The organism is Nitrobacter sp. TKz-YC01 (assembly GCF_047824785.1).
GTDB lineage: Bacteria > Pseudomonadota > Alphaproteobacteria > Rhizobiales > Xanthobacteraceae > Nitrobacter.
The window spans coordinates 74,649-96,260 of the sequence record NZ_CP181168.1 but is presented as its reverse complement, the minus strand read 5'-3'; the positions used below and the strand labels follow the sequence as shown (position 1 = coordinate 96,260).

Here is a 21,612-nt window from a genome sequence, read left to right as displayed (position 1 = left end):
CGACAATGCGCCGTCGCGTTCTATGGCGCCGTTATCGTTCGCGAGTTTGTGTGATGGCAGGCATTCTAGTGCTCAATGCTGGCTCATCCAGCATCAAGTTTTCCCTGTTCTCCGCCTCGCGCCGACCCGAATCCGGCGACGTTATCTGTGAAGGCGCGTGCGAGGGAATTGGAAATCAGCTCCATGCCGCGGCAAAGGACGCCGCCGGGCATGTACTCCTCAAGGAGCAGTTAAGCGGCGATCCCGTTCATGAGCAGGCACTCTCATGGCTGCTGGGCTGGCTCGCCAGGCAGTTTCCCGGCTACCCTCTCATAGCCGCGGGCCACCGGATCGTTCATGGCGGCACGCGTTATTCCAGGCCGGTTGAGTTGGATGCCGAGGTCATTGCCGAATTGGAGCGCCTGGTTCCGCTCGCGCCGCTGCGCCAGCCGCATCATCTTGAAGTCATCGCGGCTCTTTCGAAACTCCATCCTGACTTGATGCAAATTGGTTGCTTCGATACGGCGTTTCACGAAACGCGACCGGCAGTTGCGAAGCAATTCGCCCTGCCAAGGCGGCTGACGGAAGAGGGTATTCTGCGCTACGGTTTCCATGGCCTGTCTTACGAATATATTTCAAACATTCTGCCGGCCGTTGCCGGCCCGGCCGTCGCACGCGGACGTGTGGTTGTCGCGCACCTCGGAGCCGGCGCCAGCCTGTGCGCTATGAAGGACGGAAAGAGTGTTGCAACGACAATGGGATTCACCGCCCTCGACGGCCTGATGATGAGCCGACGTTGCGGCGCGCTCGATCCCGGTGTCGTGCTTTATCTTCTGCAGGAGAAAGGCATGACCGCTCCCGCGGTCAGCGAGCTTCTCTACCGGTCGTCGGGCCTTTTGGGTGTCTCCGGAATCAGCGACGATATGAAGATTTTGCTGGCGAGTCCGGAGCCGCACGCACGCGAAGCCATCGACCAGTTCGTGCTTATCTCACGAGTTCGATTGCGAACGCGCATAAATGCAAAAACCCGCCGGCGATGTGGGGCACCGGCGGGTCGACTTCCACTACCAGACCTGGACGAAGATGCTGGTACCCGTCTAGGTTGATAATGCTTGGACGGGAACGGGTTCCGGCGCCCACCCCACTAGCAGCAGCCACGGGCCCGCCGTTGTGTACCTATGGAGAGTGGACGGCGGCCCGCCGTGGAACGGGTTGGTCGGCGGTCATCGTTCCGCCGGTCACGGACAAGCGCGAATTCTCACTTCGTAATTCTTATGGCATCCCGTATTTGAGAAGCCCGATGGCAGCGATGAATGCGCCAATATTGAACCCAGATGCCGATATTGTTGAGTGGCACATCGTGGCGCTTTGCCAGGCATGAAGCGTTTCGCCGGAGAGGAGTTTCTACACGACCTGACGTTTGATTTCGACGCGGTGACGGTCCTTTTGAGGACATAGGGAAGTTGTTTGCCGACCAAAAACTCGAGTCGGCTCGTCGGCGTAACATAGAAATTCGTGATCGTGCCTATTTCTTTTTCGCGCGCAACGCTGACTGCGGCGAGAATCGCCGGAAAGAGGAGCAGCAACAAAGCCGGTATCGACGGCCCCATCGTGTAGATGCTCTCAAACGCCGGATTGTACCGGTAGCGCGGTTCAATTTCGCCTGAAGCGGCGGAGCTTGCGCTGACGCCGCGCTCCTGCGCCAGCGATGTCAGGAATTGCGCATGCGCGCCAGCAACGTAGCCTTCGATCGTGCTTGCCCTCGTGGTATTCGCACCATCGATCCAGGTGGACACCTGCGGCGTTCCGGACCTCTTGAGATCACGTCCGAACCCAACCGGAATCTCGATGGCCAGGGTGATGTCGTTCGATTTAAGACGTGTTTCGAGTTCGTCTACGGTACGGATCTCGGGGCGTTCGATAAAATAGCGTGAGCCAGAAAAATTGCTCAGGTATGCGCGGCTTTGCGGCGTCTGGTCCAGATCGAAGGCGGCATATGTCAGGTTCTCGACGTCTTGCGTGATTCCGTAGGCCATAATAATGATCAGTACGACGCTGCCGAGAAAAGCAAAGGCTAGGCGTACCGGATCGCGTATCACCTCCATGATCTCGCGATAGCTGTAGGCGAACATGCGCGCCGGGCTGAAGCCAGTTGGCGTTTCTATCGCGGCTCGGTTGTCGCCGATAGCTGCGGGATTGGTATTCGTCGCGAGCGAGGCACTTGAGGCCAGGAGCGCAGGCGCGCCCATCGCATCCTCGATATAGGCGACAAAGGCCTCATCCAGCGTTTGAGCGTTCTTCGATGCAATGATCTGTCGTGGTTTGTCATTGACCAGTACCTTACCGGCATGCATGAGAGAAATACGATCGCACCGCATGGCTTCGTTCATGAAGTGCGAGGATATAAAGACCGTGACCCCATCCTTGCGCGACAGTTCGATCAGCAGCTCCCAGAATTCGTCACGTGCGATGGGGTCAACGCCGGATGTTGGCTCATCAAGGATCAACATCTCGGGCTCATGCACGATGGCGACGGCAAGCGACAGGCGCTGACGCATTCCCAAGGGCAAGGAAGACGCCAGGGCATCAGAATGTTCACGCAAGCTAAAGCGGTCGATGAGAACGTCGACCCGCTGGCTGATCCTCTCCCGGGGAAGGTGAAACAGTCGTGCGTGGAGCGTCAGATTCTGGGCAACGGTCAGTTCGCTATAGAGTGAGAATGATTGCGACATAAACCCGACGCGCTTGCGCGTTTCCTGATCCGTCGTGTCGACAGGCTTGCCGAACAGGAAGGCGTCGCCTTCGGTGGCTGGCAGCAATCCGGTCAACATCTTCATGGTCGTGGTCTTGCCGGAGCCGTTGGAGCCAAGAAACCCGAAGATCTCTCCTTCTTCGATATCGAAACTCACATGGTCTACGGCCGTGAAGTCGCCGAACCGCTTTGTCAGGCCTTTGGCAACAATGGCCGGATGACCTTTCGGTTGTCTCAGCGGCGGAATAATGAATTGGCCTTTGCTGCGATGCTTCTCGCCGGGGAGCAGCCGCACAAACGCCGCCTCGATATCGTCGGTGTCCGTCTGGCGCTTCAATTCATCCGGCGAACCGGTAGCCAGCACTTGCCCGGCCGTCATCGCAATGAGCCATTCGAATTGCTCTGCCTCTTCCATATAGGCCGTCGACACGATGACGCTCATGCCACGGCGCTCGGCTCGAATGGTCTCGATCAGTTCCCAGAACTGACGGCGTGACAGGGGATCAATGCCCGTCGTCGGTTCATCAAGGATCAGAAAGTCGGGTTCGTGAATCAACGCGCAGCACAAACCGAGCTTCTGCTTCATTCCGCCCGATAGTTTGCCCACGGGGCGGTCAAGAAACGTATACAGCCCGGTCGCTCTTGTCAGTCGCTCAATACGAACTTGCCGCTCCCGGCGCGGCTGTTCGAAAAGTCGACCAAAGAAGTCCAAATTCTCCGCGATGCTGAGTTCCTGATAGAGGTTCTTGCCCAGACCTTGCGGCATGAATGCGATACGCGGTCCAACTATCCTGCGGTAATCGGCGGAGGCGATGTCGCCACCTAGGACATGCAACCTGCCGTGTTGGAGCTTTCGCGTACCCGCGAGCAGGCCGAGAAGTGTCGATTTTCCCACCCCATCGGGGCCAAGCAGGCCGACCATTCGCCCGGATGGAATGTCAATGGTGACATCATCAAGCGCGCGCACCTTTTTGTAGAGGTGCGTGATACCAACGGCACGCGCAACCGGTGGCGCCAGGTCAATCATGAGCTTAAGGCTTCTTGCTGGGAAGCGCTGCAACGTCCGGCGGCAACTTATTCAGGAAAGCAGGCCACTCCGGCATTGGCTCGCCGTCAAGACGAACATAGCCTACTCCGCGCACGCCGGTTTTGACCTGCTCAATGTGGTTGCGCACGAGCTCGGCCGGTACGGCGATCTTGACGCGAAACATCAGCTTTTCGCGTTCGCTGGACGTCTCGACCTGCTTGGGCGTGAACTGCGACTCGGGGGAAACGAAGGTCACTGTGCCGGGCAGGGCAAAGTCGAGAATGTCGAGCTTGATCCTCGCCTTACTGCCAATGCTGAGGCGATGCGCCTGACCGGACGGCAGAAAGATTTCCAGATAAACGTCCGCGAGGTTGACGAGCGTAAGGACCTTTCCGCCAGCACTGAGCACTTCGCCCGGTTCGGCAAGGCGGAAAAGTACGCGTCCGAAGGTGGGAGCCTTGAGAACACAATCGTCGATCTGGGTCTGAATATCCTGAACGCCCGCTTGGGCGGCGTCAACGGCACGCTGCCGCGATACGAGGGTCGCTTCCGCCGCTTTGAGCACAGCCACGGCGACGTCGCGCTGGCTGACCCGCGTGTCGTGAAGCTCCTGACTGACTGCATTTTTTCGGAGCAGCGTGGCGGATCGGCGGACTTGCTCCTCCGCCAGAGTGAGTTGCGCCTTCGCTTGTGCAATAGCAGCTTCTTCCGCAGCAACCTGGCTCTGGGCATTGGCTACATCGGCTTCTGCACGCAGAAGCTGCGCCTGCAGTTGCGAAGCATCCATCCGGGCGACGATCTGCCCCGGTTGAACCAGATCTCCTTCCCTGGCGAGGATTTCCGAAACGCGGCCGGGAATCTTCGTAGAGATATCCACCTGTATGGCTTCAACCCGACCGTTGCCGAAAGCGATGCCAACTGGGAGTTCAACGCCAGTGCGGCCAAACAGATAGTAGGCGGCTCCAGCGCCGGCCGCGATTATGGTAAGCGCGACTGCGATAACTTAATTTCTTACCGAAGACTGAAAATTCCCTCATGATCTATCCGTTTACGTGAGGTACCGTCACCGTCATTGATATCCATCAAGTCGGACCTGTCGCCCAGTTCGAAACCCTGAATATCCAATGTCGGTAGCACGTCTTGGGCCAAATCAGTGCGTGCGCATCGACCTCAACCAAAATTGCCGTCGTCGAAGCTTGCAGGAAGCGGTCGCCGTTGATCTGTCTCAAGACAAGGCTCGCGCCTCGCGGTTCATTATTCGCGTCGTTGAGCGCCGGCCGGCGCGCCCGAGACGCCGGTACCGACGAGCGGATTCGAGGACCCTGCCATGCCAAACCAACCGAAAGTTATCTGGTTCGAGGAACTCGAACGCGGAAATGTCGCGCTGGTGGGCGGAAAGAATGCTTCGCTCGGTGAGATGGTACACCATCTCGGCGCGCGCGGCGTCAGGGTTCCCCCAGGATTCGCCACTACGTCTCATGCCTATTGGCAGTTCGTGGAGATGAACCGGCTGGCCGGCGACATGACCTCGGCGCTACGGAAGTTCGAATCCGGCAAGGCATCACTGTCCGAGACCGGCGAGGCCATTCGCCGCGTCTTTTTGCAAGGAGAGTTTCCCGCCGACATCGAGACCGCGATTAAGAGCGCCTATGCCGAATTGTGCGGCCGCGCGGGCCGGGCGGACGTGGACGTCGCGGTGCGATCGAGCGCCACTGCCGAGGACCTGCCCGATGCGAGCTTTGCCGGCCAGCAGGAGACCTTCCTCAACATTCGCGGCGAGGCGGCGTTGCTCACCGCCTGCCGGCGCTGCTTCGCGTCGCTGTTCACCGATCGGGCCATCAGCTACCGGCAGGCGAAAGGTTTCGACCACATGAAGGTCGCACTCTCGGTCGGAGTGCAGTTGATGGTGCGCTCCGATCTTGGCGGTGCCGGTGTCATGTTCACCATCGACACCGAGACAGGTTTTGACAAGGTGGTGGTCATCGACGCGGCGTGGGGGCTCGGCGAGAACGTCGTGCAGGGCGCCGTCGATCCCGACGAGTATCAGGTGTTCAAGCCGCTGCTGGCGAACCCCGAACTCGTGCCGATCATCGAGAAGCGGCTCGGCGGCAAGGCGCAAAAGATGATCTATACGAGCGCCGGCGAGCGGGCGACCCGCAACGTGCCGACCTCGCGGGCCGAACGCGCCGCCTTCGTGCTGGCCGACGCGGACATCCTTGCGCTCGGCCGCTGGGCTTGCGCCATTGAGGACCATTACGGTTGCCCGATGGATATCGAATGGGCGAAGGACGGCGAAAGCGGCAAGCTCTACGTGGTGCAGGCCCGTCCGGAGACGGTCCAGTCGCGCCGCGAGGCCGGCGCGATCAGATCCTACAAGATCAAGTCGAAGGGCCGTCGCCTGGCCACGGGACTGAGCATCGGCCAGGCGGTGGTGAGCGGGCGCGTGTGTCTGATCGAGAGCGCCCGCGACATCGATCGGTTCGTGGACGGTGCGATCCTGGTGACGCAGAACACCGATCCCGACTGGGTGCCGGTGATGAAGCGCGCTGCGGCGATCGTCACCGATCGCGGCGGCCGCACCTCGCACGCGGCGATCGTCAGCCGCGAGCTTGGCCTGCCGGCGGTGATCGGCGCCGGCGACGCGACGCATGTCCTGCATGACGAGCAGGAGGTTACCGTGTCATGCGCCGAGGGCGATCAGGGCTTCATCTATGAAGGTGCCGCCGCGTTCGAGGTGATCGATCTCAGCCTCGACGATGTGCCGCAGACCCGCACCCGGATCATGCTCAACCTCGCCAACCCCGCCGCGGCGTTCCGCTGGTGGCGGCTGCCGGCCGACGGCATCGGCCTTGTGCGCATGGAGTTCGTCATCGGCAACCTGATCAAGGTGCATCCGATGGCGCTGGCGCATTTCGACCGCGTGCGCGATGCCAGGGAACGAGACCGGATCCTGGAACTCACCCGCAGCTATGACGACCGGACCGACTACTTCGTCGATCGGCTGGCGCGCGGTCTCGCCCGCATTGCGGCGGCGCAGTATCCCAAACCGGCGATCGTGCGCATGAGCGATTTCAAAACCAACGAATATGCCAATCTGATCGGCGGCGCGGCCTTTGAGCCGACCGAAGAAAACCCGATGATCGGATTTCGCGGCGCATCGCGCTACTACTCGCCCGCCTATCGCGACGGGTTTGCGCTGGAGTGCCGCGCGATCCATCGTCTTCGCGAGGAGATGGGCTTCACCAATGCCGTGGTCATGATCCCGTTCTGCCGCTCGATCACGGAGGCCGACCGCGTGCTCGCGGTGATGGCGGAGAACGGATTGCGGCGCGGCGAGAACGGCCTCGAAGTCTATGTCATGTGCGAGATACCGTCGAACGTCATCCTGGCGAAGGCGTTCGCCGAGCGGTTCGACGGCTTCTCCATTGGCAGCAACGACCTGACGCAGCTCACCCTCGGTGTGGACCGCGATTCCGCCGAACTTGCCGAATTGTTCGACGAGCAGGACGAGGCGGTCAGGTGGATGATCGAGAGCGTCATCCGCAAGGCGCGGGCCGCCGGCGCCAAGATCGGGCTGTGCGGCCAGGCGCCGAGCGATCACCCGGAGTTCGCTGCCTTCCTGGTGGAATGCGGCATCGATTCCATCTCGATCACCCCGGACAGCTTCCTCGCGGTCAAGCGCCGGGTCGCCGAAGCCGAATCCAAAACCAAAGCCTGCACGGCCGATTTGATCGAGGCGGGATCACGCCCCTCAGCACGCGCAAGGGCATGACTTCCTGTCGGTCTTATCATTGCCGGCAGACGGCCGATCAGATGCACGGCCGGATGTATCGCCGATTGGCCTCCCAGAGTTCCTCCAGCAGGCTTGACGCCGCGGTCGCGGAGTTGACGACGGGATCGATCAGCAGCGCCTGTAACGCGATTTCCTTGGAGGCCCGCACAGCCGCCTCTACGGCGAGTTGCTGGACGCTCACCTGTGTCAGGAGCAGCTTGGCGATGGCGTCAGGCAGCGGACCCAGCGATATCGGATGCACCCCGGCAGGATCGACCATCACCGGGACCTCGACGGCCGCGTCATCCGGCAGGTTCGGAATGGCGCCCTGATTGTACACGATGCCGGATTCGATCAGGCGGCCCCCGTCGTGCATCGCCCCGGCAATCACCGCGGCGCCGCGCTCGCCGGAGGCCGTGCGCCATTCGGCCGGCACGTCTCCGCCGGACAGCACGGCATCTATGGTTGACCGGAGCTTTTCGCGGTCCGCCTCGTCACGGGCGAAGTCGTAGCCCTTTTCTCCCGCCTCCCATCCGTATGCCAGAAGCTCCCCGAGGTGTTCGTCGCTGCATGTGGGCCACAGTCCGAAGGCGTGGAAAAGGCGGCGCGTCAGCGGGGCGAACGAAGGATCATGGTGCAGTTCACGCTCCCGAAGGCGGGGATAGAGGTCCTCGCCGGTATGGCGCCGGCGGATGTGAAGAAGCCACTGGAAATGATTGAGCCCCGCGCCCCACACCGCGACCTCCGCCGCCGGCATGTCAAGAATCCGCGCCACGTCGTCACGCGACATGAACAGCCCATGGCACAGGCCGATCGTCCGTATCCGGCTATGGCGGCCCAACGCCAGGACGATACAATTTTCCGGGTTGGAGAAGTTGATGAACAACGCCTGCGGACAGCGCTCCTCCATGTCCCGCACGATATCGAAGACAAGCGGCAAGGTGCGGAGCGTGAAGAACAGGCCGCCGGGCCCGCCATTCTCGCCGAGCGTATGGCGGATGCCGTACTTGCGGGGAATTTCGAAATCGAGCTTCCACAGCCGCAGCCGGTCAATGACGGTCGCATTGATCACGAATCCGGCGCCGTCGAGAGCCGGTCGCCGTTCGATCGTGTGTTCGATCGTGAACCTTGAGCCCGACGCCGCATTCAGAACATGCGCGAGTTCGGTCATGCGGGCGAGGCTCTGCGCGTCGTGGTCCACCAGGGTCAGCGTACTTCCCGCCAATTCGCGGGTCGAAAACAGATCGCGCAGCATGCCAAGTCCGAACGACATGCTGCCGGCGCCGATAAAGACGATCTTGCAGCGCCCGATCATTTCGCCGCCCATCCAGGCGCGGCCGCGCCGGCATGAATCGTTTCGGCCCGGGCATTCACGTCGGCCATGGTCCGCGTCAGTTCCTCATAAGCAACGTCCTCGATGGTCACGGTTCCGTAGTTGGAATTCTCCCCGTCGAACCGGCCCTCCGCGGGCTGATCGGCATGTTCGAACCAGTGATAGCCGACGAGGTTCGGATGGCTCAGGCCGCTCTCGACGAAGCTGCGGAAACACCGGGCGCGGTCGGTTTGCCGGGGCACCCGAAGCCCGGCACCAATGGTGTTGGGAAGCCCCGAATCGTCGCCGCGGAACGAGAATTCAGTCACCATGCACGGCTTGCCGGTCGCCGCGTAGCTGTCGATGACGGCTGCGACGTCGGGGTCGTAATTGTTGAACGACAGGATATCCAGATGCGGCTTGGCCGCGTCGATCACCGATGATGACGGGGCGTAGGCGAAGCGGCAGCCGAGGAACAGGTGGTTGGGGTCGGCCTTGCGCACGGCGGCGCTTACCGTTGAGAAGTAGCGGTGCGCGATCCTGCCCGCAAAGAGATCGCAATCCGCCAGGAAAGCGGCATGTTCCGGATCAGATGAGCTAATCTGCGCATCCGTTGTGGCGTCTCGCTTGCAGGTCGGTTGTTGCGGACAGGGTGGTGCGATGTGAGGACTGGCGGCAAGCTCGTCCCATCCGCCGAGGCTTGAGCGCCAGACCGTATTGAAATCTGCGAATGATCCGTAGCGCTCCCTGAGCAGTTCCAGAGAGGCCCGTCGGCCGGGACTCTGCGGAGGCAAATTGAGAAACAGCGTCAGCAACGCATCATCACCACGCCAATCCGGTCCCCAGCGCAGTTCGTTGTCCGAGAACCAGCCGATGATATGCTGGTCCTCGCACCACGGCGCGCAGAGATCGTGTGCGCGCTGCGCCACGTGCCGCTCGAACGCCGGATCGAATACGTCGGGAAACGCTTGCGGCGCCGCGTTGCTGCTGCGGGAGGCGAATGCGGAGCCGAGGTGGAGCGTCGGCGTCGCGGCCAGCGGCGACGGCCCGGCGTTGGCGACACGCATGTCGGACCACGACCCCAGCGTATTGAAGCCCCACGACAGCAGGCGCGCAGCCGCCGCGGCGCGCCAGGCGTCCTCGCTGCCGTACTTTCGCCGGCAGGCTTCGGCGTAAGGGATACGATCGCTATTCTGGACGGCATCCTGATCGTAACGGACCGTGTTGACGCCCTTGGACAGGAAGCGGCCACCGTCGGGATCGATCAGCCACCAGACGCCGGATATAGTCTCCGTGCGAAAGAACTTGCCTGCCGGCGCATTGCCGCGCGGGATGCCGCCCCATCTTGACCGTACCATCGCCATACCGTGACGTGAATGGATCGCGGCGACAATTCTGGCCGGTGACGAACCGGGCGCCTTGATCCCGGTCAAGCTCACTCTTCCCGCGCTGGTGTTGTTTGAACCAATTGCGAGACAGGAGCGCTTCCCATGAACCCACCAGACGATGCGAAATGGACTTGGCCGCCGACATTCGTCTGGGGAGTCTCCATGTCGGCTTTTCAGATCGAGGGGGCGACACGCGAGGACGGCCGCGGGCCGAGCGTGTGGGACACATACGGCGCAAGTGGCCGGGTGGCCAATCATGACACCGGCGACGTCGCCTGCGATCATTACCACCGCTATCCCGAGGACATCGCCCTCATGCGTGGGCTCGGAGTGCGGGCCTATCGCTTCTCGGTGGCATGGTCTCGTGTGCTGCCGCAGGGGCGGGGAGCCGCCAACGAGGCAGGGCTTGCCTTCTATGACCGGCTTGTCGATGCGCTCCTTGAGGCCGGCATCGAGCCGTGGCTATGCCTCTACCATTTCGATTTGCCGCAGGCGCTCGACGATCTCGGCGGATGGGCCGTGCGCGACTCAGCGGGATGGTTCGCCGATTACGCGACTCTGGTCGGGCGTCGATACGGCGACCGCGTGAAGCGGTTTGCGACCATCAACGAGCCCTCCATCTTCACCCTGTTTGGATATGCCTTGGGCGGGGCGGCTCCGGACGCCGCCGACGTGAGCACGCTGAGACGCGCGATCCACAATGTGAACCTCGCTCACGGCGCGGCGGTCGATGCGCTGCGTGTGCTCGTGCCGCAAGCCTCGATCGGGGCCATACACAACGTGCAGCCGTGTCTGCCCGCAACACCGGCGGATACGGACGCGGCCGATCTGCTGGGCGCCTATTGGAATGCCGCATTTCCCGATCCGCAGTGCCTCGGCCACTATCCCTCAAGGCTCGTCGAGGTGATGGAGCCTTATGTTCAAGCCGGCGACCTTGCGCGCATTTGCCGCCCGCTCGACTGGTTCGGCCTCAATCATTATTCACCGATCTACGCAACTGCCAATCCGAATTCGCCACTTGGCGTGACGCTCGGAGCGGGACCTTCCGACATTTCGCGGACCCCGATCGATTGGCCCACCGCACCCGAAGCGTTGCGCGAGACCCTGCATCAAGTCCACAATCGATACAGGCTGCCGATCTATGTTACGGAGAACGGTCTCGGCTCTTACGATACGCCGGATGCCATAGGCAAGATTACCGATACTCAGCGGATTGAGTTTCTCAGCGCGTACATCGAAGCAGTTCGCCGGGCGATCGCCGAGGGCGTCGACGTCCGCGGCTATTTTGTCTGGTCGCTGCTCGACAATTTTGAATGGGCATCGGGTTACGCGGTGCGCTTCGGGCTGGTTCACGTCGATTATCCAACCCAGAAACGCACGCCGAAGGCTTCGTACTTCTGGTATGCCGACCTCATCAAGGCGGCAACGGAGGCAAGTCGCGTCATCCCGCTGGCGCGATCAGGATCGGGCGGCCTCGACCTGCTCCGATAACGATTCCGGATCGCCAAGGGCGTCGAGCGCCAGCAAGAATGTGGCGACCCGATGCACCGACGCCTGCCAATCGGCGAGCCGGGAATAGTTGTCCACCAGCCAGTTGAAAGCGCTTTGGACGGTGACGAAGGCGGCGGCGGCTTGAGTCAACTCACCGAGCGACATCGTCCCGGCTACGAATTTCGGCGCACAGAGCAGCCACGCCACGATAGGAGCCAACAAAAAATTGCCTTGCGAAACCAGCGTGGTCCGCATCAGCTCCCATAGGAGATTGCGCCAGCGCTGCAAAACGACGTGCGTCGCCTTCCAGAACGTCCCCCGTTTCTCGGCGTCGGATTGTTGTGCTTCGTCGCCGTTCTCCTGGCGCAAGGCGTCGGCGGCCGCTCGAAGTTCGGCTTCGGCCTGAAGCTGGCGTTCGATCACCGGGCTGAGGTTTCGCCCGACCAGCATCATCAGTCCGGAAAAGACCATTGAATAGACGATGACGCCGATAACGAGGTATCCCGGAATGCTCCAGACCCCGCCGAACGCCTCGAAATTCAGGGTTCCTCCGACATCCCACAGGATGCTCAGGAAGACGGCCGCCGTCAGAACCGACGAGAGAAGCGCCATGATCAGATCTATAGGCGAATCCGTCGCGATGCGAACGTTTTCCGAGATTCGGTATTCCGGATTCTCCACTCCGGCCGCTGTATAGTCGAGCCTGCGGAACCGTTCCTGAGAAAGCCAGTAATCGGCCACATGACGCAGCAGGAATTCGCGCCACTTGCGTTGCGTGGTCATGCGCGCCCACACCGATGTCACGGCGATCAAAACGCTTCCCGCCGCCAAGGGAACCAGCAGCTCTACCTGCATCCACAGCGCGGCGACGTCGCGTGTCTGCAAGGAGTCGAAAAAGTGCCTGTTCCATAGGTTCAACAGGTACTGCACGAGCAGTTGCAGGAGAACGACGATCATGAGAAACGCGGTCAGACTCCACGCTTCGACCGCCGAGCGGCCGGTCCAGAACCGTGATGCGGAACGCCAAAATCGCGCGAAAACGTTCCTCCATCCCGGCGCAACGCTACTTGTCGACAACCCGTTCATTGGCGTCGCCCGGTTGGCACGCACGATGGGAATAGCCAGCTCCTCCAGAGAAAAGCGCACATTCAGCAAAAACCATATTTGGCGGATTCCGGCCCAATCTTGATCTCCGTCAACAATCAACGGCAATATTGTTTGGAAAATTACTGTAGCGTTTCGGTTCGGGATCGGCTTGATGATATGAGGAGGCGGCCATGAAGGCGCGTGACGTCATGACCCGTCACGTCGTTTCGGTTGGACCGAACGAGACGATCCTCGAGGCGGGCGAACTGATGTTGCGCCATCACGTCAGCGGGCTGCCGGTCGTCGACGCGAACGAGCGGTTGATCGGGATCGTCACCGAGCGCGACTTTCTTCGCCCGATAGGTCCCCGGGCGGACGACCGCCGGCCCCGCTGGTTCGAGGTGATCGCGGCTCGCCCGGTGATTTCGGAGCCCACAGAGCTGCGGTGCAAGCGCAAGGTGGCCGAGGTTATGACCCCCAATCCCGTGACCGTGGACGACAACGCTCCTATCGACGAAGCGGTCCGGATGATGGAGACGCATCGCATCAAGCGCTTGCCGGTCACGCGCGAAAGCCGCATTGTCGGCATCATCAGCCGCGAGAACCTGATGCGCGCGCTGGTCAGAAGCATCCACAAGACCAAGGCATGGGCAAAGCAGGAGGAAATAGACCGTGGACGGCTTGCGGAACTTGAACGCGAAGCATGGCTGCATCGAACGCGCACCTGACCATCCCTGCGAGATTGCGCTGGTGTCGTACATGTCCCCGCGAGGTCATAAGGTATTGCCGCGCATATCGAGGAATTCATGGCTAGTCCCGCAAGCTGCGTATTGCTGGGAGACATCGGCGGAACCAATGCCCGGTTTGCGCTCGTCGCGGATGGGCGCATAGGACCGATCGAGAGATCGGCGGTCGCCGATTATCCGGACTTCGATCGAGCGCTGGCCGCGTTCCTTGATCGTCATCGGAACGAGCCGCCGATCTCCAGTGCGGTGTTCGCCGTCGCCGGGCCCATCAAGGCGAATCGCAGCATACTGACCAACAGCGGTTGGATTATCGATGGCGGCCGACTGGGACAGACGTTCAATTTGCAAAATGTGCGCGTCGTCAACGACTTCAAGGCGGTCGCCTGGTCGCTGCCTCATCTCGAGCCGCATGACCTGTTTGCGGTCGGAGGCGGCGAGCGGACGGCGGCGGCACCTGCGGTGGTGTTGGGGCCCGGAACCGGTCTCGGGCTCGCCTGTCTGGTGCCGCGTCCTCATGACTCGTTTGTCGTTATCACGGAGGCTGGCCATGCCACGCTTCCCGGCGCCAATGCGCGGGAGGATGCGGTGATCGCGCACTTGCGCGATCGCTTCGGCCACGTCTCCGTGGAGCGTGCGTTGTCCGGTCCGGGGCTGGTCAATCTTTACCAGTCGCTCGCCGCCATCGACCACCTGTCCGCGCCGCCACGCAAACCAAGCGAGATCACCGACGCGGCGCTTCGCGGGAGTTGTCCGACCAGCCGGGAGGCGCTCGACATGTTCTGCGCCATGCTGGGCACCGTCGCCGGAAATGCCGCGCTGACATTCGATGCGCGTAACGGCATATATATTGGCGGCGGTATTGTCCCGCGACTCAGCGAGTATCTGGCGCGCTCGCAATTCCGCGCGCGGTTCGAAGCGAAGGGGCGTTTCCAGTCCTACGTCGCCGCCATCCCGTGCTGGGTGATCATGCACCCTGACCCCGCCTTCCTCGGGTTGCAGCGGCTCGCCAGACAGAAGATCGATCAGTAACCGCAAACGAGGCGCGGTCGCTTTGCACTGAAGTGAGCCTATAGTGTCGTTTGGTTGGTAGATAAAGAGGGAAAGTGGATGCCGCGACAATTGCTCTGGATCGGTTACTGCACTTTAGTCAGTTCACTCCTGGCAACCGCATGCCTCGCTATTCCAGATCATGGTCCGACGCGCGACGCCTCTCATGGCCGGGCGCTAGTTAACCGCTGGTGCGTCAGCTGCCATCTTGTCGGATTTGATCAAAAGCAGGCAACGACTGACGCGCCGCCTTTTGCAACTATTGCAAAGAAACCCAATTTCGATGCTGCGAAGCTCGCGTTTTTCTTGCTAGATCCACATCCGAAAATGCCGGATATGCAACTAAGTCGAGATGAAGCCTCAGATATTGCGGCATATATTGCGACGCTTAAATAGTAGATTGCCGCGGCACGACCGCTGAGCAATATTCACCGGCCTCTTTGTGTTACGGTTTTGACTGTCGGAAGGCTGCTGTCGCGCCGCGGCGAGCCGGTGCGGACGATCGAAAGAGTCCCTCACGAACATACGGTTGTCGCGCACCGGCCTGATCGCGCGCCGGCTTACTTACCCCGATTGGGCCGAGGACCGCTTTATTTCTGTCAAGCGCACTACGATGTTTTAGTATCTCACGAACATCGTCGTCCTCTAGCGCGTCAGCTAGTGAATGGATGATCTCACCTTGCAAAATGCTGTCCTTGCCGGAAGTTTTTGCGTTGTCACCTGACCTCATTTTTTGCGTCTTTCTTTCAGTCCCACCTCTTTGCGGTAGGAAGCAAAATGCCTCGGAATCCAGAACTTGTGTTGAGCGAAGTCAATTAGGGTTATAATCCAGCTACCGAAAGCGATTGCGATCGGTCAGCTATTTGATCAAATTGAGCATTCTGTCTTTGGGACCCGGACGCATTTGGGAATATTGGGCCGATGATCTTGGTAGATTGATCTGCCCCCTTTGAAGTGGTCCTCCCTGAAGTATGTTTTTCGGATGGAGGATACGATCGATGGCAAGGAAGAGGCATACGGCTGAAGAGATCGTTGCGAAGCTGCGGCAGGTTGATGTGCTGATGGCCCAGGGTCGCCAGGTGGCAGACGCAGTCCGAGCGATAGGCGTGACGGAAGTAACCTATTATCGATGGCGGAATGAGTATGGCGGCCTGAAGGGCGACCAGGTGAAGCGGCTGAAGGAGCTGGAGACCGAGAACACCCGGCTCCGTCGAGCGGTGTCGGATCTGACGCTGGACAAGCTGATCTTGGCGGAGGCCGCAAAGGGAAACTTCTAAGCCCCTCCCGACGCCGTGCGTGCGTCGATCATGTAACAGCCGAGCTTAGCATCTCCGAGAGACGGGCGTGCCGGGCATTAGGTCAACACCGATCGACGCAGCGCAAGATCCCCACGACACCCGATGACGAGGCGGCTTTGACTGCCGACATCATCGAGCTTGCCCGCCAATATGGCCGCTACGGATATCGCCGGATTACGGCGTTGCTTCGCCGAGCCGGCTGGAGGGTGAACAAGAAGCGTGTTGAGCGGATCTGGCGCTGTGAGGGGCTGAAGGTCCCTGCAAAACACCCTAAACGCGGGCGTCTGGGGCTCAACGACGGCTCGTGCATCCGTCTGCGGCCGGAGCGGCCCAACCATGTCTGGTCCTATGACTTCGTTGCTGACCGCACCCACGATGGCAAGGCGTTCCGGATGTTGTGCATCATCGACGAGTTCAGCCGTGAGAGCTTGGCCATCCGTGTCGCACGGAAGCTCAAGGCGACCGATGTCATCGAAGCACTCTGCGAGCTGTTCGTCTCGCGGGGCATCCCTGCGCACATACGTTCAGACAACGGCCCTGAGTTCGTCGCCGAGGCGCTCCGGGATTGGATCGCCACCGTCGGAGCCAAGACCGCTTACATCGAACCTGGCAGTCCATGGGAGAATGGCTATTGCGAAAGCTTCAACGGCAAGCTGCGCGATGAACTGCTCAACGGAGAGATCTTCTACACGTTGAAGGAAGCCCAGATCGTGATCGAAAACTGGCGACGTCACTACAACACGGTGCGTCCACACTCATCGCTGGGATATCAACCACCGGCACCCGAGGCCCTCGTCTGGCCAGCATAGGAGATAGTCAAAATGCAATTCCTAAACTAACATTCCAATCGGACCACTCCGTGGGGGCCGGTCAAGATCATCGAGTGCATTCCGCGCTTTCGGGATTTACGACCAGATTGGTCAGCGACCCTGAAGCGCGAGCCTTTGAACCCCGGCATGTTTATTGGAGAAAACGCAATTGTCCCGAGCATCAGGTGAACATGTTCAGGATTCCCCGCAATGCGCTGATATTTGTCGGCGACGGCCGAAAGGCCTTGTTTCTGCGAAACGAGGGCGACGCTTTAATTCCCCATCTGAAGCAGAGGAAGTCTTTGAAGACACCAATCCGATCACACACGAGCAGGGGAGCGATCGGCTTGGACGGGTCATCGAGTCCTCAATTCCCCGGCGTAAAAGCGCCGTCGAACAGATCGATTGGCATAATATCGAGGAGCACCGGTTCGCGCAGACGGTTGCTGCAGCCATGGAACAGATGGTCCGCATGAGCAAGGCGAGGGTTCTCATCGTAGTCGCGCCGCCAAGAACATTGGCCGACTTGCCGGTCGCATTCCACCCGACGTGAAGGTCTGCATTATCGCCGAGATAAACAAGGACCTGACAAAGCATTCGGTCGGAGAAATTGAAAAGCATCTTATAAGGGCTGGTTCAACCTACCGCGAATTGCTAAAGTTGTTTGATAGCGAGCTGGTAGATATCGCCCCGCTTCAGATTAGGAATATATTCCATAATGAAACTTATGCGAACAGGACTTGTAGAGCCTGACCTCAGCGATCTCGGCCGTTGACCGAAGATACAATGGCCATTGAAAAGATTGCTCCCGATGACCACGCCTTGCCTTCCTGCATGATTCCGACGCACGTAGCCAATTTGCTGAGCTGATACCGTGATCGGCTGCGTGACGGGTCACGTTGTTCTCGTGATGACAACACCCCGCACTGTTGCGGTGCAGATTCCGCAGGAACTCGTCAATACACTGGCGGCTGCCGGAACGAATGGCGTCGGATAATGCTGCCAGCGCATGTTTGACCTCTCGCGCACCATCGTGGCGCTGGAAACCGTGCTCGGCTACGCCGCCGATAGCCTCAATAGCGCGCCGGACCGCCGCGGGTATCTTTCTTTTCGATATTGCCTGAATGAGCTCTTCCGCGACGACCACGTCATTGTGAATCGGCACAGGGGTCAGATCGCTGCAGGTGCCAGCAGTAACGCCATAAGGACAATCGAAAAAAGCCGATCGGAGCGGGGTCACGATCGGCGCCGCTCGCGACCCCACTCCGACGTAGATTTTGTCACTTGTCACAAGCAGTTACCGCGTTGTTTCAACGAGCTTTGTTCAGCGCCGGTTTACAATCCCTTCTCTTGAGCCTCGCCGGCGAACCAGCCGGTGTGATATCTCTCGTCATGGCGTTGCTCTCCTTTGCGGAATCAGCACCCTCAGCCTACCGGCTCAAGGTGGGCAACGCCGACCTCTTCAGAAATTCAACAAAACCCGGGACGTCCCCCTCGCAATGCGCAGCGCAGATTTATTGCACGAGCGTGCCCCCCGCGGCTCCTTGCTCGGCCGCAAATCTGGTCACCACCATCCTATCTTCGCCATTCCTCATCTGCGCGCGGTCTAACCTAAAGACCGGACTCGGTAACTAGATAGAGGTGGTCGTGAACTAGCTTGACACCCGAGACGTTTTCAGCCGCCACGATCGCAGCTCGCCGGAAACGCGCGTCCGTGATGACGCCTGTAAGATGCACAATTCCGTCATAAACCGTGACGCCGAATTGCGCTGGTCGCCAATCATTCTTCTCGATGGAGGCGATCACGCGGTCACGAATATGATCATCATCTGCCGTCGGGTCCGGAACGTCCCGTGCGAGACTTGCGACAGCACGAAGTAGGTCAGTGCGAGTCACAATCCCGATTACCGTGCGTCCACGCACCACGGGCAGGCGCTTGACATTGCGACGTTCCATCAAACGCACAAGCTCGGCAAGCGGCATGTCCTCGGTTGCGGTACAGAGGTCGTCTTGTGTCATAATCTCGCTGACCTTGCGACCATGCTCTCGCACGAAGTCCTGGGCAACTTTTCCGGCAGCCCCCATCAAGAATTCGAGCCATCTGATGCGAGGACGTTGCGTACCAATCTCACTGCGTCGCACAAAGTCTCCTTCAGAGACCACGCCAATTAGCCGCGCCATCTCGTCAACCACCGGAAGGCCGCTGATCCGCTGTTGCAACATGAGGTTTGCAGCATCCAGAATAGATGTGTCGGCTGTCACCGTTGTCACCTTGCGGGTCATGATCTGATGTGCACGCATTCAAACCTCCATATTTGCAATGAATATCACCGAACGAACCCACATGATTGATGCACATCAATCATGATCTCAATCGAGTCCCGACTCCTTCAATTGATCTGAGCCAAATATTCGGGCCGCCAACTACGAGGTCTCAAGTCCCTCGGGTATGACCTGACCCTTCCAGAAATCGCCGAAATGCGATCCAGCAGCCGGAAAGAGGCAAGGACATGAAGTTGATCCGTACGGTGCGCGTCGAAGCTCGTTCAAGGGTGCTGCAATTCGCAGCAGGATAGTTGCTTGACTTGGTTCATACGGCATCATCCCGCACGCCGTCTGCGCAAAGCGCGGTGAATGCACCATCTCGCCGTCATTCTGGTGGCACCGATCGACAGCCGTCGGGCGACGGAATGACGGAGACGAATCTGCGATAGATCAATCCTCCTCCGAACGCAGAGACTACTCTCATCAACTTCCGAGGAGAAAGCCGATGGCTATAAAAGACGTTCTTCTCACTTTGACAAGCTATCCCGAACCGACCCCGGTTTCGGTTATTGAGGACGCAGTTTCGTTTGCCTCGTCGCTGGGCCCACACATTGCGGCAATCGCCTGCGAAGCACGTGTAGAGATTCCTGGAACCCTTCTCTCCAGTTTGCTCGTTGACGTCGCGGCAATTGCCGCCGGCGAGGCGCGTAAGAGCCTGAAGAACGCCCAGGATTTGCTCGCTTCGTTTGAATCGGCGGCTCAAAGGGCGGGCCTGCCCCACGAAACGATCTTGGAGCGGTGTGTCACATACAAGGTGCCGGACACATTCGTGGAATACTCACGCCATCGCGATCTGACGATCATCTCGGTCTCCGAATCCTACGACCAATGGTATGCGGAATCTGTGATCTTTGGATCCGGAAAGCCGACCCTGGTTTTACCGGAACGGCACCGCACAAAGTCGTTCGAACTCAAGACGGTTGTGGTCGCGTGGGATTTTAGCCGTACGGCGGCCCGGGCCATCGCCGATGCCATGCCAGTACTGGAAAACGCACAACGGGTGCGGGTTGTGACCGTCTTTAACGAAAAGGCTTTGGACACTAGGCATTCAGCGGAGGAAGTTGCGAAAAACCTTTCACGGCATGGTATCGATGTGACGGTTGATGAGGTCGACGCGGCGGCACGGCCAATCGGCGAGGTTCTCGAAAGCCACGCGGATTCATGCAGCGCCGACGTACTTGTAATGGGTGCGTATGGTCACTCTAGACTCCGTGAGTTCATTCTTGGCGGCGCGACAAGAAGCTTATTGGCCAGGCCACCCCTTCCGATTCTGTTTTCCCACTGACCTTTTCTGAGATGTGCAACGGTGACACCAGCACCGTCGCATCTAACCATGGCAGGCTAGAGATTGGGGACTTAAAGAGGCCGACTGGTTTCGTCGGACATGCCGTGCCGATGGGCCATGCGCCGCAGCAGGCGGCGCTGGAAGACCATGCGGCCGGACGCCCTTCTCCTTCGACGCCAGCAGCCTCGAAATGCAGAGTAGTCGATCAGCGTTCCCGTCTTGTCAATGACGAGCGAGTACACGCGCGGCCAGCGTCTCAAAGCTAAACCTGCAATCGGCACGGTCACGCCAAGAAACAATATGGCAAACCGGTCGCAAGCCGCACATCGCCGCCTTAAAGCACTGCGCCTCCTCGACCAGCCCGGACAATGCCGGCATAGGTGCTCTCCGCGGCGTGATGTGACGCTACCAGGTCAAAAACGTCGCCGGCATTTGTCGATCCGCTCATCACCTCATCGCCGCCCCGCTGTTGCACCAGGATCGGTTCACCTGTCAGCGCCGATTGGCCCAGACCTGCAACGCAGCTGGCCACCGTTCCATCGGCCGCGACAACATCCCTTGTCGAATGAGCAGCCTATCACCCGGCACGATTGTCTCAAGACCGACTTCATCAAGCACGCTATTGCCATGCCTGACAGCCGTACGAGGTATCCGCGCGAGGATCGCCGTCATCTCGCGGCTCGCGTGACCCTCGGCGTAGGCTTCCAGATCCTGGACCGCAGAAACCTAGATCGGAACGGCCACATCCAGAGCAACAGATTTCACTTCACGAAGCCGAACCAGATGCAGCGCCGAGATTAACAATGGCGAAGACTGACGGCCTCCCAGCGTGCGCAGGTTCCAGACTTTAAGCCTTGAATACACTGAACGTCTTGTCGACGACTGAGGATTGCGCAGCAAACCGCCCTGGTCCCGGGCTCAGAAATTTGCGCTGAAGCGGCGCACGCCTAAACCGTTCGCGTCTTTAGAACGTCATACTCGCTTACCCCAGAACAGAATCGAACGTTTCTTACTCGCCGGAACGAGGAAGCATCCTTGCGAGCATTTGACCACGAAGCATCCAATGGGCGCCACATAAAAGCGCCGCAAGGGTCAGCACCCTTCCGATTCTGTTGCCTTGTCGCAGCCTGGCAAAGGCTGCAGCATCGGACGTTTCTCTGCGACGGTTGGCTATCGCAAGGTTAAAGATCAAGGAAGCCGAGGTTAGCAACGTCACGGAACGCCGAGACCACCAGCGGCGGCTGCCCTCTCATGTTGATCCAGATCATTGCCCTAAGTCCCGAACCGTGGAAGCA

The 21,612-nt window shown here is 59.9% G+C and carries 18 protein-coding genes; 10 read left to right on the top strand and 8 right to left on the bottom strand.

All coding sequences use genetic code 11. From position 1 onward, the window contains the following. Nucleotides 1–53: 53 nt before the first annotated feature. Complete coding sequence (locus tag ACMYR2_RS19205; protein WP_416194172.1) at nt 54–1,085, top strand: acetate/propionate family kinase; 1,032 nt, start codon at nt 54–56, stop codon at nt 1,083–1,085. A 132-nt stretch (nt 1,086–1,217) separates the two neighbouring features. Here the strand turns inward: ACMYR2_RS19205 and rbbA are convergent, their stop codons facing one another. Together rbbA and ACMYR2_RS19195 are read right to left on the bottom strand one after the other, a co-directional pair. Then, a complete protein-coding gene (gene rbbA, locus ACMYR2_RS19200; protein WP_347265183.1) occupies nt 1,218–3,758 on the bottom strand; it encodes a ribosome-associated ATPase/putative transporter RbbA in 2,541 nt (846 codons plus the stop codon). A gap of 4 nt (nt 3,759–3,762) precedes the next feature. Continuing rightward, nucleotides 3,763–4,707 (bottom strand): HlyD family secretion protein, encoded by a 945-nt coding sequence (locus ACMYR2_RS19195; RefSeq protein ID WP_416194206.1) that lies wholly within the window; start codon nt 4,705–4,707, stop codon nt 3,763–3,765. Between the two features lie 378 nt (nt 4,708–5,085). Between ACMYR2_RS19195 and ppsA the strand changes: the two genes are divergently transcribed. Beyond that, nucleotides 5,086–7,530, top strand: a complete 2,445-nt coding sequence (ppsA, locus tag ACMYR2_RS19190; protein WP_416194171.1) for a phosphoenolpyruvate synthase — start codon at nt 5,086–5,088, stop codon at nt 7,528–7,530. Between the two features lie 37 nt (nt 7,531–7,567). On the opposite strand, the gene ACMYR2_RS19185 is transcribed toward ppsA, so the two are convergent. After that, nucleotides 7,568–8,845, bottom strand: coding sequence for an alpha-glucosidase/alpha-galactosidase (locus ACMYR2_RS19185; RefSeq protein ID WP_416194170.1), 1,278 nt, complete (start codon nt 8,843–8,845; stop codon nt 7,568–7,570). After that, nucleotides 8,842–10,275 (bottom strand): agarase, encoded by a 1,434-nt coding sequence (locus ACMYR2_RS19180; RefSeq protein WP_416194169.1) that lies wholly within the window; start codon nt 10,273–10,275, stop codon nt 8,842–8,844. The genes ACMYR2_RS19185 and ACMYR2_RS19180 overlap by 4 nt, the downstream gene beginning before the upstream one ends. A 57-nt stretch (nt 10,276–10,332) precedes the next feature. On the opposite strand from ACMYR2_RS19180, the gene ACMYR2_RS19175 reads away from it, so the two are divergent. Then, nucleotides 10,333–11,721: a GH1 family beta-glucosidase gene (locus tag ACMYR2_RS19175; protein WP_416194168.1), complete on the top strand. Its 1,389-nt coding sequence runs from the start codon at nt 10,333–10,335 to the stop codon at nt 11,719–11,721. Here the strand turns inward: ACMYR2_RS19175 and ACMYR2_RS19170 are convergent. Then, on the bottom strand, nt 11,689–12,678 hold the full coding sequence (locus ACMYR2_RS19170; protein WP_347264958.1) for an SbmA/BacA-like family transporter: 990 nt from the start codon (nt 12,676–12,678) through the stop codon (nt 11,689–11,691). The two genes, ACMYR2_RS19175 and ACMYR2_RS19170, sit on opposite strands and share 33 nt — an antisense overlap. Here ACMYR2_RS19170 and ACMYR2_RS19165 point away from each other — a divergent pair. The 6 genes from ACMYR2_RS19165 to ACMYR2_RS19140 all read left to right on the top strand — a co-directional run bounded on the left by ACMYR2_RS19165 (nt 12,677) and on the right by ACMYR2_RS19140 (nt 17,260). Beyond that, the gene (locus ACMYR2_RS19165) at nt 12,677–12,910 is read left to right on the top strand and encodes a hypothetical protein (RefSeq protein ID WP_347264957.1); all 234 of its coding nucleotides are present in this window, start codon (nt 12,677–12,679) and stop codon (nt 12,908–12,910) included. The genes ACMYR2_RS19170 and ACMYR2_RS19165 overlap by 2 nt on opposite strands. 88 nt (nt 12,911–12,998) lie before the next feature. After that, nucleotides 12,999–13,535 (top strand): CBS domain-containing protein, encoded by a 537-nt coding sequence (locus ACMYR2_RS19160; protein WP_347264956.1) that lies wholly within the window; start codon nt 12,999–13,001, stop codon nt 13,533–13,535. A 78-nt stretch (nt 13,536–13,613) separates the two neighbouring features. After that, the gene (glk, locus tag ACMYR2_RS19155) at nt 13,614–14,582 is read left to right on the top strand and encodes a glucokinase (protein WP_347264955.1); all 969 of its coding nucleotides are present in this window, start codon (nt 13,614–13,616) and stop codon (nt 14,580–14,582) included. A 78-nt stretch (nt 14,583–14,660) separates the two neighbouring features. After that, nucleotides 14,661–14,996 carry a cytochrome c gene (locus tag ACMYR2_RS19150; protein WP_347264954.1) on the top strand — a complete coding sequence of 112 codons (336 nt, stop codon included), beginning with the start codon at nt 14,661–14,663 and terminating at the stop codon, nt 14,994–14,996. 602 nt (nt 14,997–15,598) lie between these two features. Then, nucleotides 15,599–16,707 (top strand): IS3 family transposase gene (locus ACMYR2_RS19145; protein ID WP_347265212.1). Its coding sequence is split into 2 segments (ribosomal slippage): nt 15,599–15,863 and nt 15,863–16,707, totalling 1,110 coding nucleotides; the frame shifts between segments, so codons are not numbered across the junction. Between the two features lie 169 nt (nt 16,708–16,876). Next, on the top strand, nt 16,877–17,260 hold the full coding sequence (locus ACMYR2_RS19140) for a host attachment protein (RefSeq protein ID WP_416194167.1): 384 nt from the start codon (nt 16,877–16,879) through the stop codon (nt 17,258–17,260). A gap of 147 nt (nt 17,261–17,407) precedes the next feature. Here ACMYR2_RS19140 and ACMYR2_RS19135 read toward each other — a convergent pair whose 3' ends face one another. Together ACMYR2_RS19135 and ACMYR2_RS19130 are read right to left on the bottom strand one after the other, a co-directional pair. Then, nucleotides 17,408–17,998, bottom strand: a complete 591-nt coding sequence (locus tag ACMYR2_RS19135) for a hypothetical protein (protein WP_347265210.1) — start codon at nt 17,996–17,998, stop codon at nt 17,408–17,410. A 320-nt stretch (nt 17,999–18,318) separates the two neighbouring features. Next, on the bottom strand, nt 18,319–19,008 hold the full coding sequence (locus ACMYR2_RS19130) for a CBS domain-containing protein (RefSeq protein ID WP_347265209.1): 690 nt from the start codon (nt 19,006–19,008) through the stop codon (nt 18,319–18,321). Nucleotides 19,009–19,477: 469 nt separating this feature from the next. On the opposite strand from ACMYR2_RS19130, the gene ACMYR2_RS19125 reads away from it, so the two are divergent. Next, nucleotides 19,478–20,317: a universal stress protein gene (locus ACMYR2_RS19125; RefSeq protein ID WP_416194166.1), complete on the top strand. Its 840-nt coding sequence runs from the start codon at nt 19,478–19,480 to the stop codon at nt 20,315–20,317. A 334-nt stretch (nt 20,318–20,651) separates the two neighbouring features. On the opposite strand, the gene ACMYR2_RS19120 is transcribed toward ACMYR2_RS19125, so the two are convergent. Further along, nucleotides 20,652–20,849, bottom strand: coding sequence for a hypothetical protein (locus tag ACMYR2_RS19120; protein WP_347265207.1), 198 nt, complete (start codon nt 20,847–20,849; stop codon nt 20,652–20,654). Nucleotides 20,850–21,612 lie beyond the last annotated feature (763 nt).

What these genes read in the sequence shown, in the direction of transcription:
- ACMYR2_RS19160 (WP_347264956.1), top strand. Translation starts at nt 12,999, where the DNA reads ATGAAGGCGCGTGACGTCATGACCCGTCACGTCGTTTCGGTTGGACCG.
- rbbA (WP_347265183.1), bottom strand. Translation starts at nt 3,758, where the DNA reads ATGATTGACCTGGCGCCACCGGTTGCGCGTGCCGTTGGTATCACGCAC.
- ACMYR2_RS19165 (WP_347264957.1), top strand. Translation starts at nt 12,677, where the DNA reads ATGAGAAACGCGGTCAGACTCCACGCTTCGACCGCCGAGCGGCCGGTC.
- ACMYR2_RS19170 (WP_347264958.1), bottom strand. Translation starts at nt 12,678, where the DNA reads ATGATCGTCGTTCTCCTGCAACTGCTCGTGCAGTACCTGTTGAACCTA.
- glk (WP_347264955.1), top strand. Translation starts at nt 13,614, where the DNA reads ATGGCTAGTCCCGCAAGCTGCGTATTGCTGGGAGACATCGGCGGAACC.
- ppsA (WP_416194171.1), top strand. Translation starts at nt 5,086, where the DNA reads ATGCCAAACCAACCGAAAGTTATCTGGTTCGAGGAACTCGAACGCGGA.
- ACMYR2_RS19150 (WP_347264954.1), top strand. Translation starts at nt 14,661, where the DNA reads ATGCCGCGACAATTGCTCTGGATCGGTTACTGCACTTTAGTCAGTTCA.
- ACMYR2_RS19205 (WP_416194172.1), top strand. Translation starts at nt 54, where the DNA reads ATGGCAGGCATTCTAGTGCTCAATGCTGGCTCATCCAGCATCAAGTTT.
- ACMYR2_RS19125 (WP_416194166.1), top strand. Translation starts at nt 19,478, where the DNA reads ATGGCTATAAAAGACGTTCTTCTCACTTTGACAAGCTATCCCGAACCG.
- ACMYR2_RS19185 (WP_416194170.1), bottom strand. Translation starts at nt 8,845, where the DNA reads ATGATCGGGCGCTGCAAGATCGTCTTTATCGGCGCCGGCAGCATGTCG.
- ACMYR2_RS19130 (WP_347265209.1), bottom strand. Translation starts at nt 19,008, where the DNA reads ATGCGTGCACATCAGATCATGACCCGCAAGGTGACAACGGTGACAGCC.
- ACMYR2_RS19175 (WP_416194168.1), top strand. Translation starts at nt 10,333, where the DNA reads ATGAACCCACCAGACGATGCGAAATGGACTTGGCCGCCGACATTCGTC.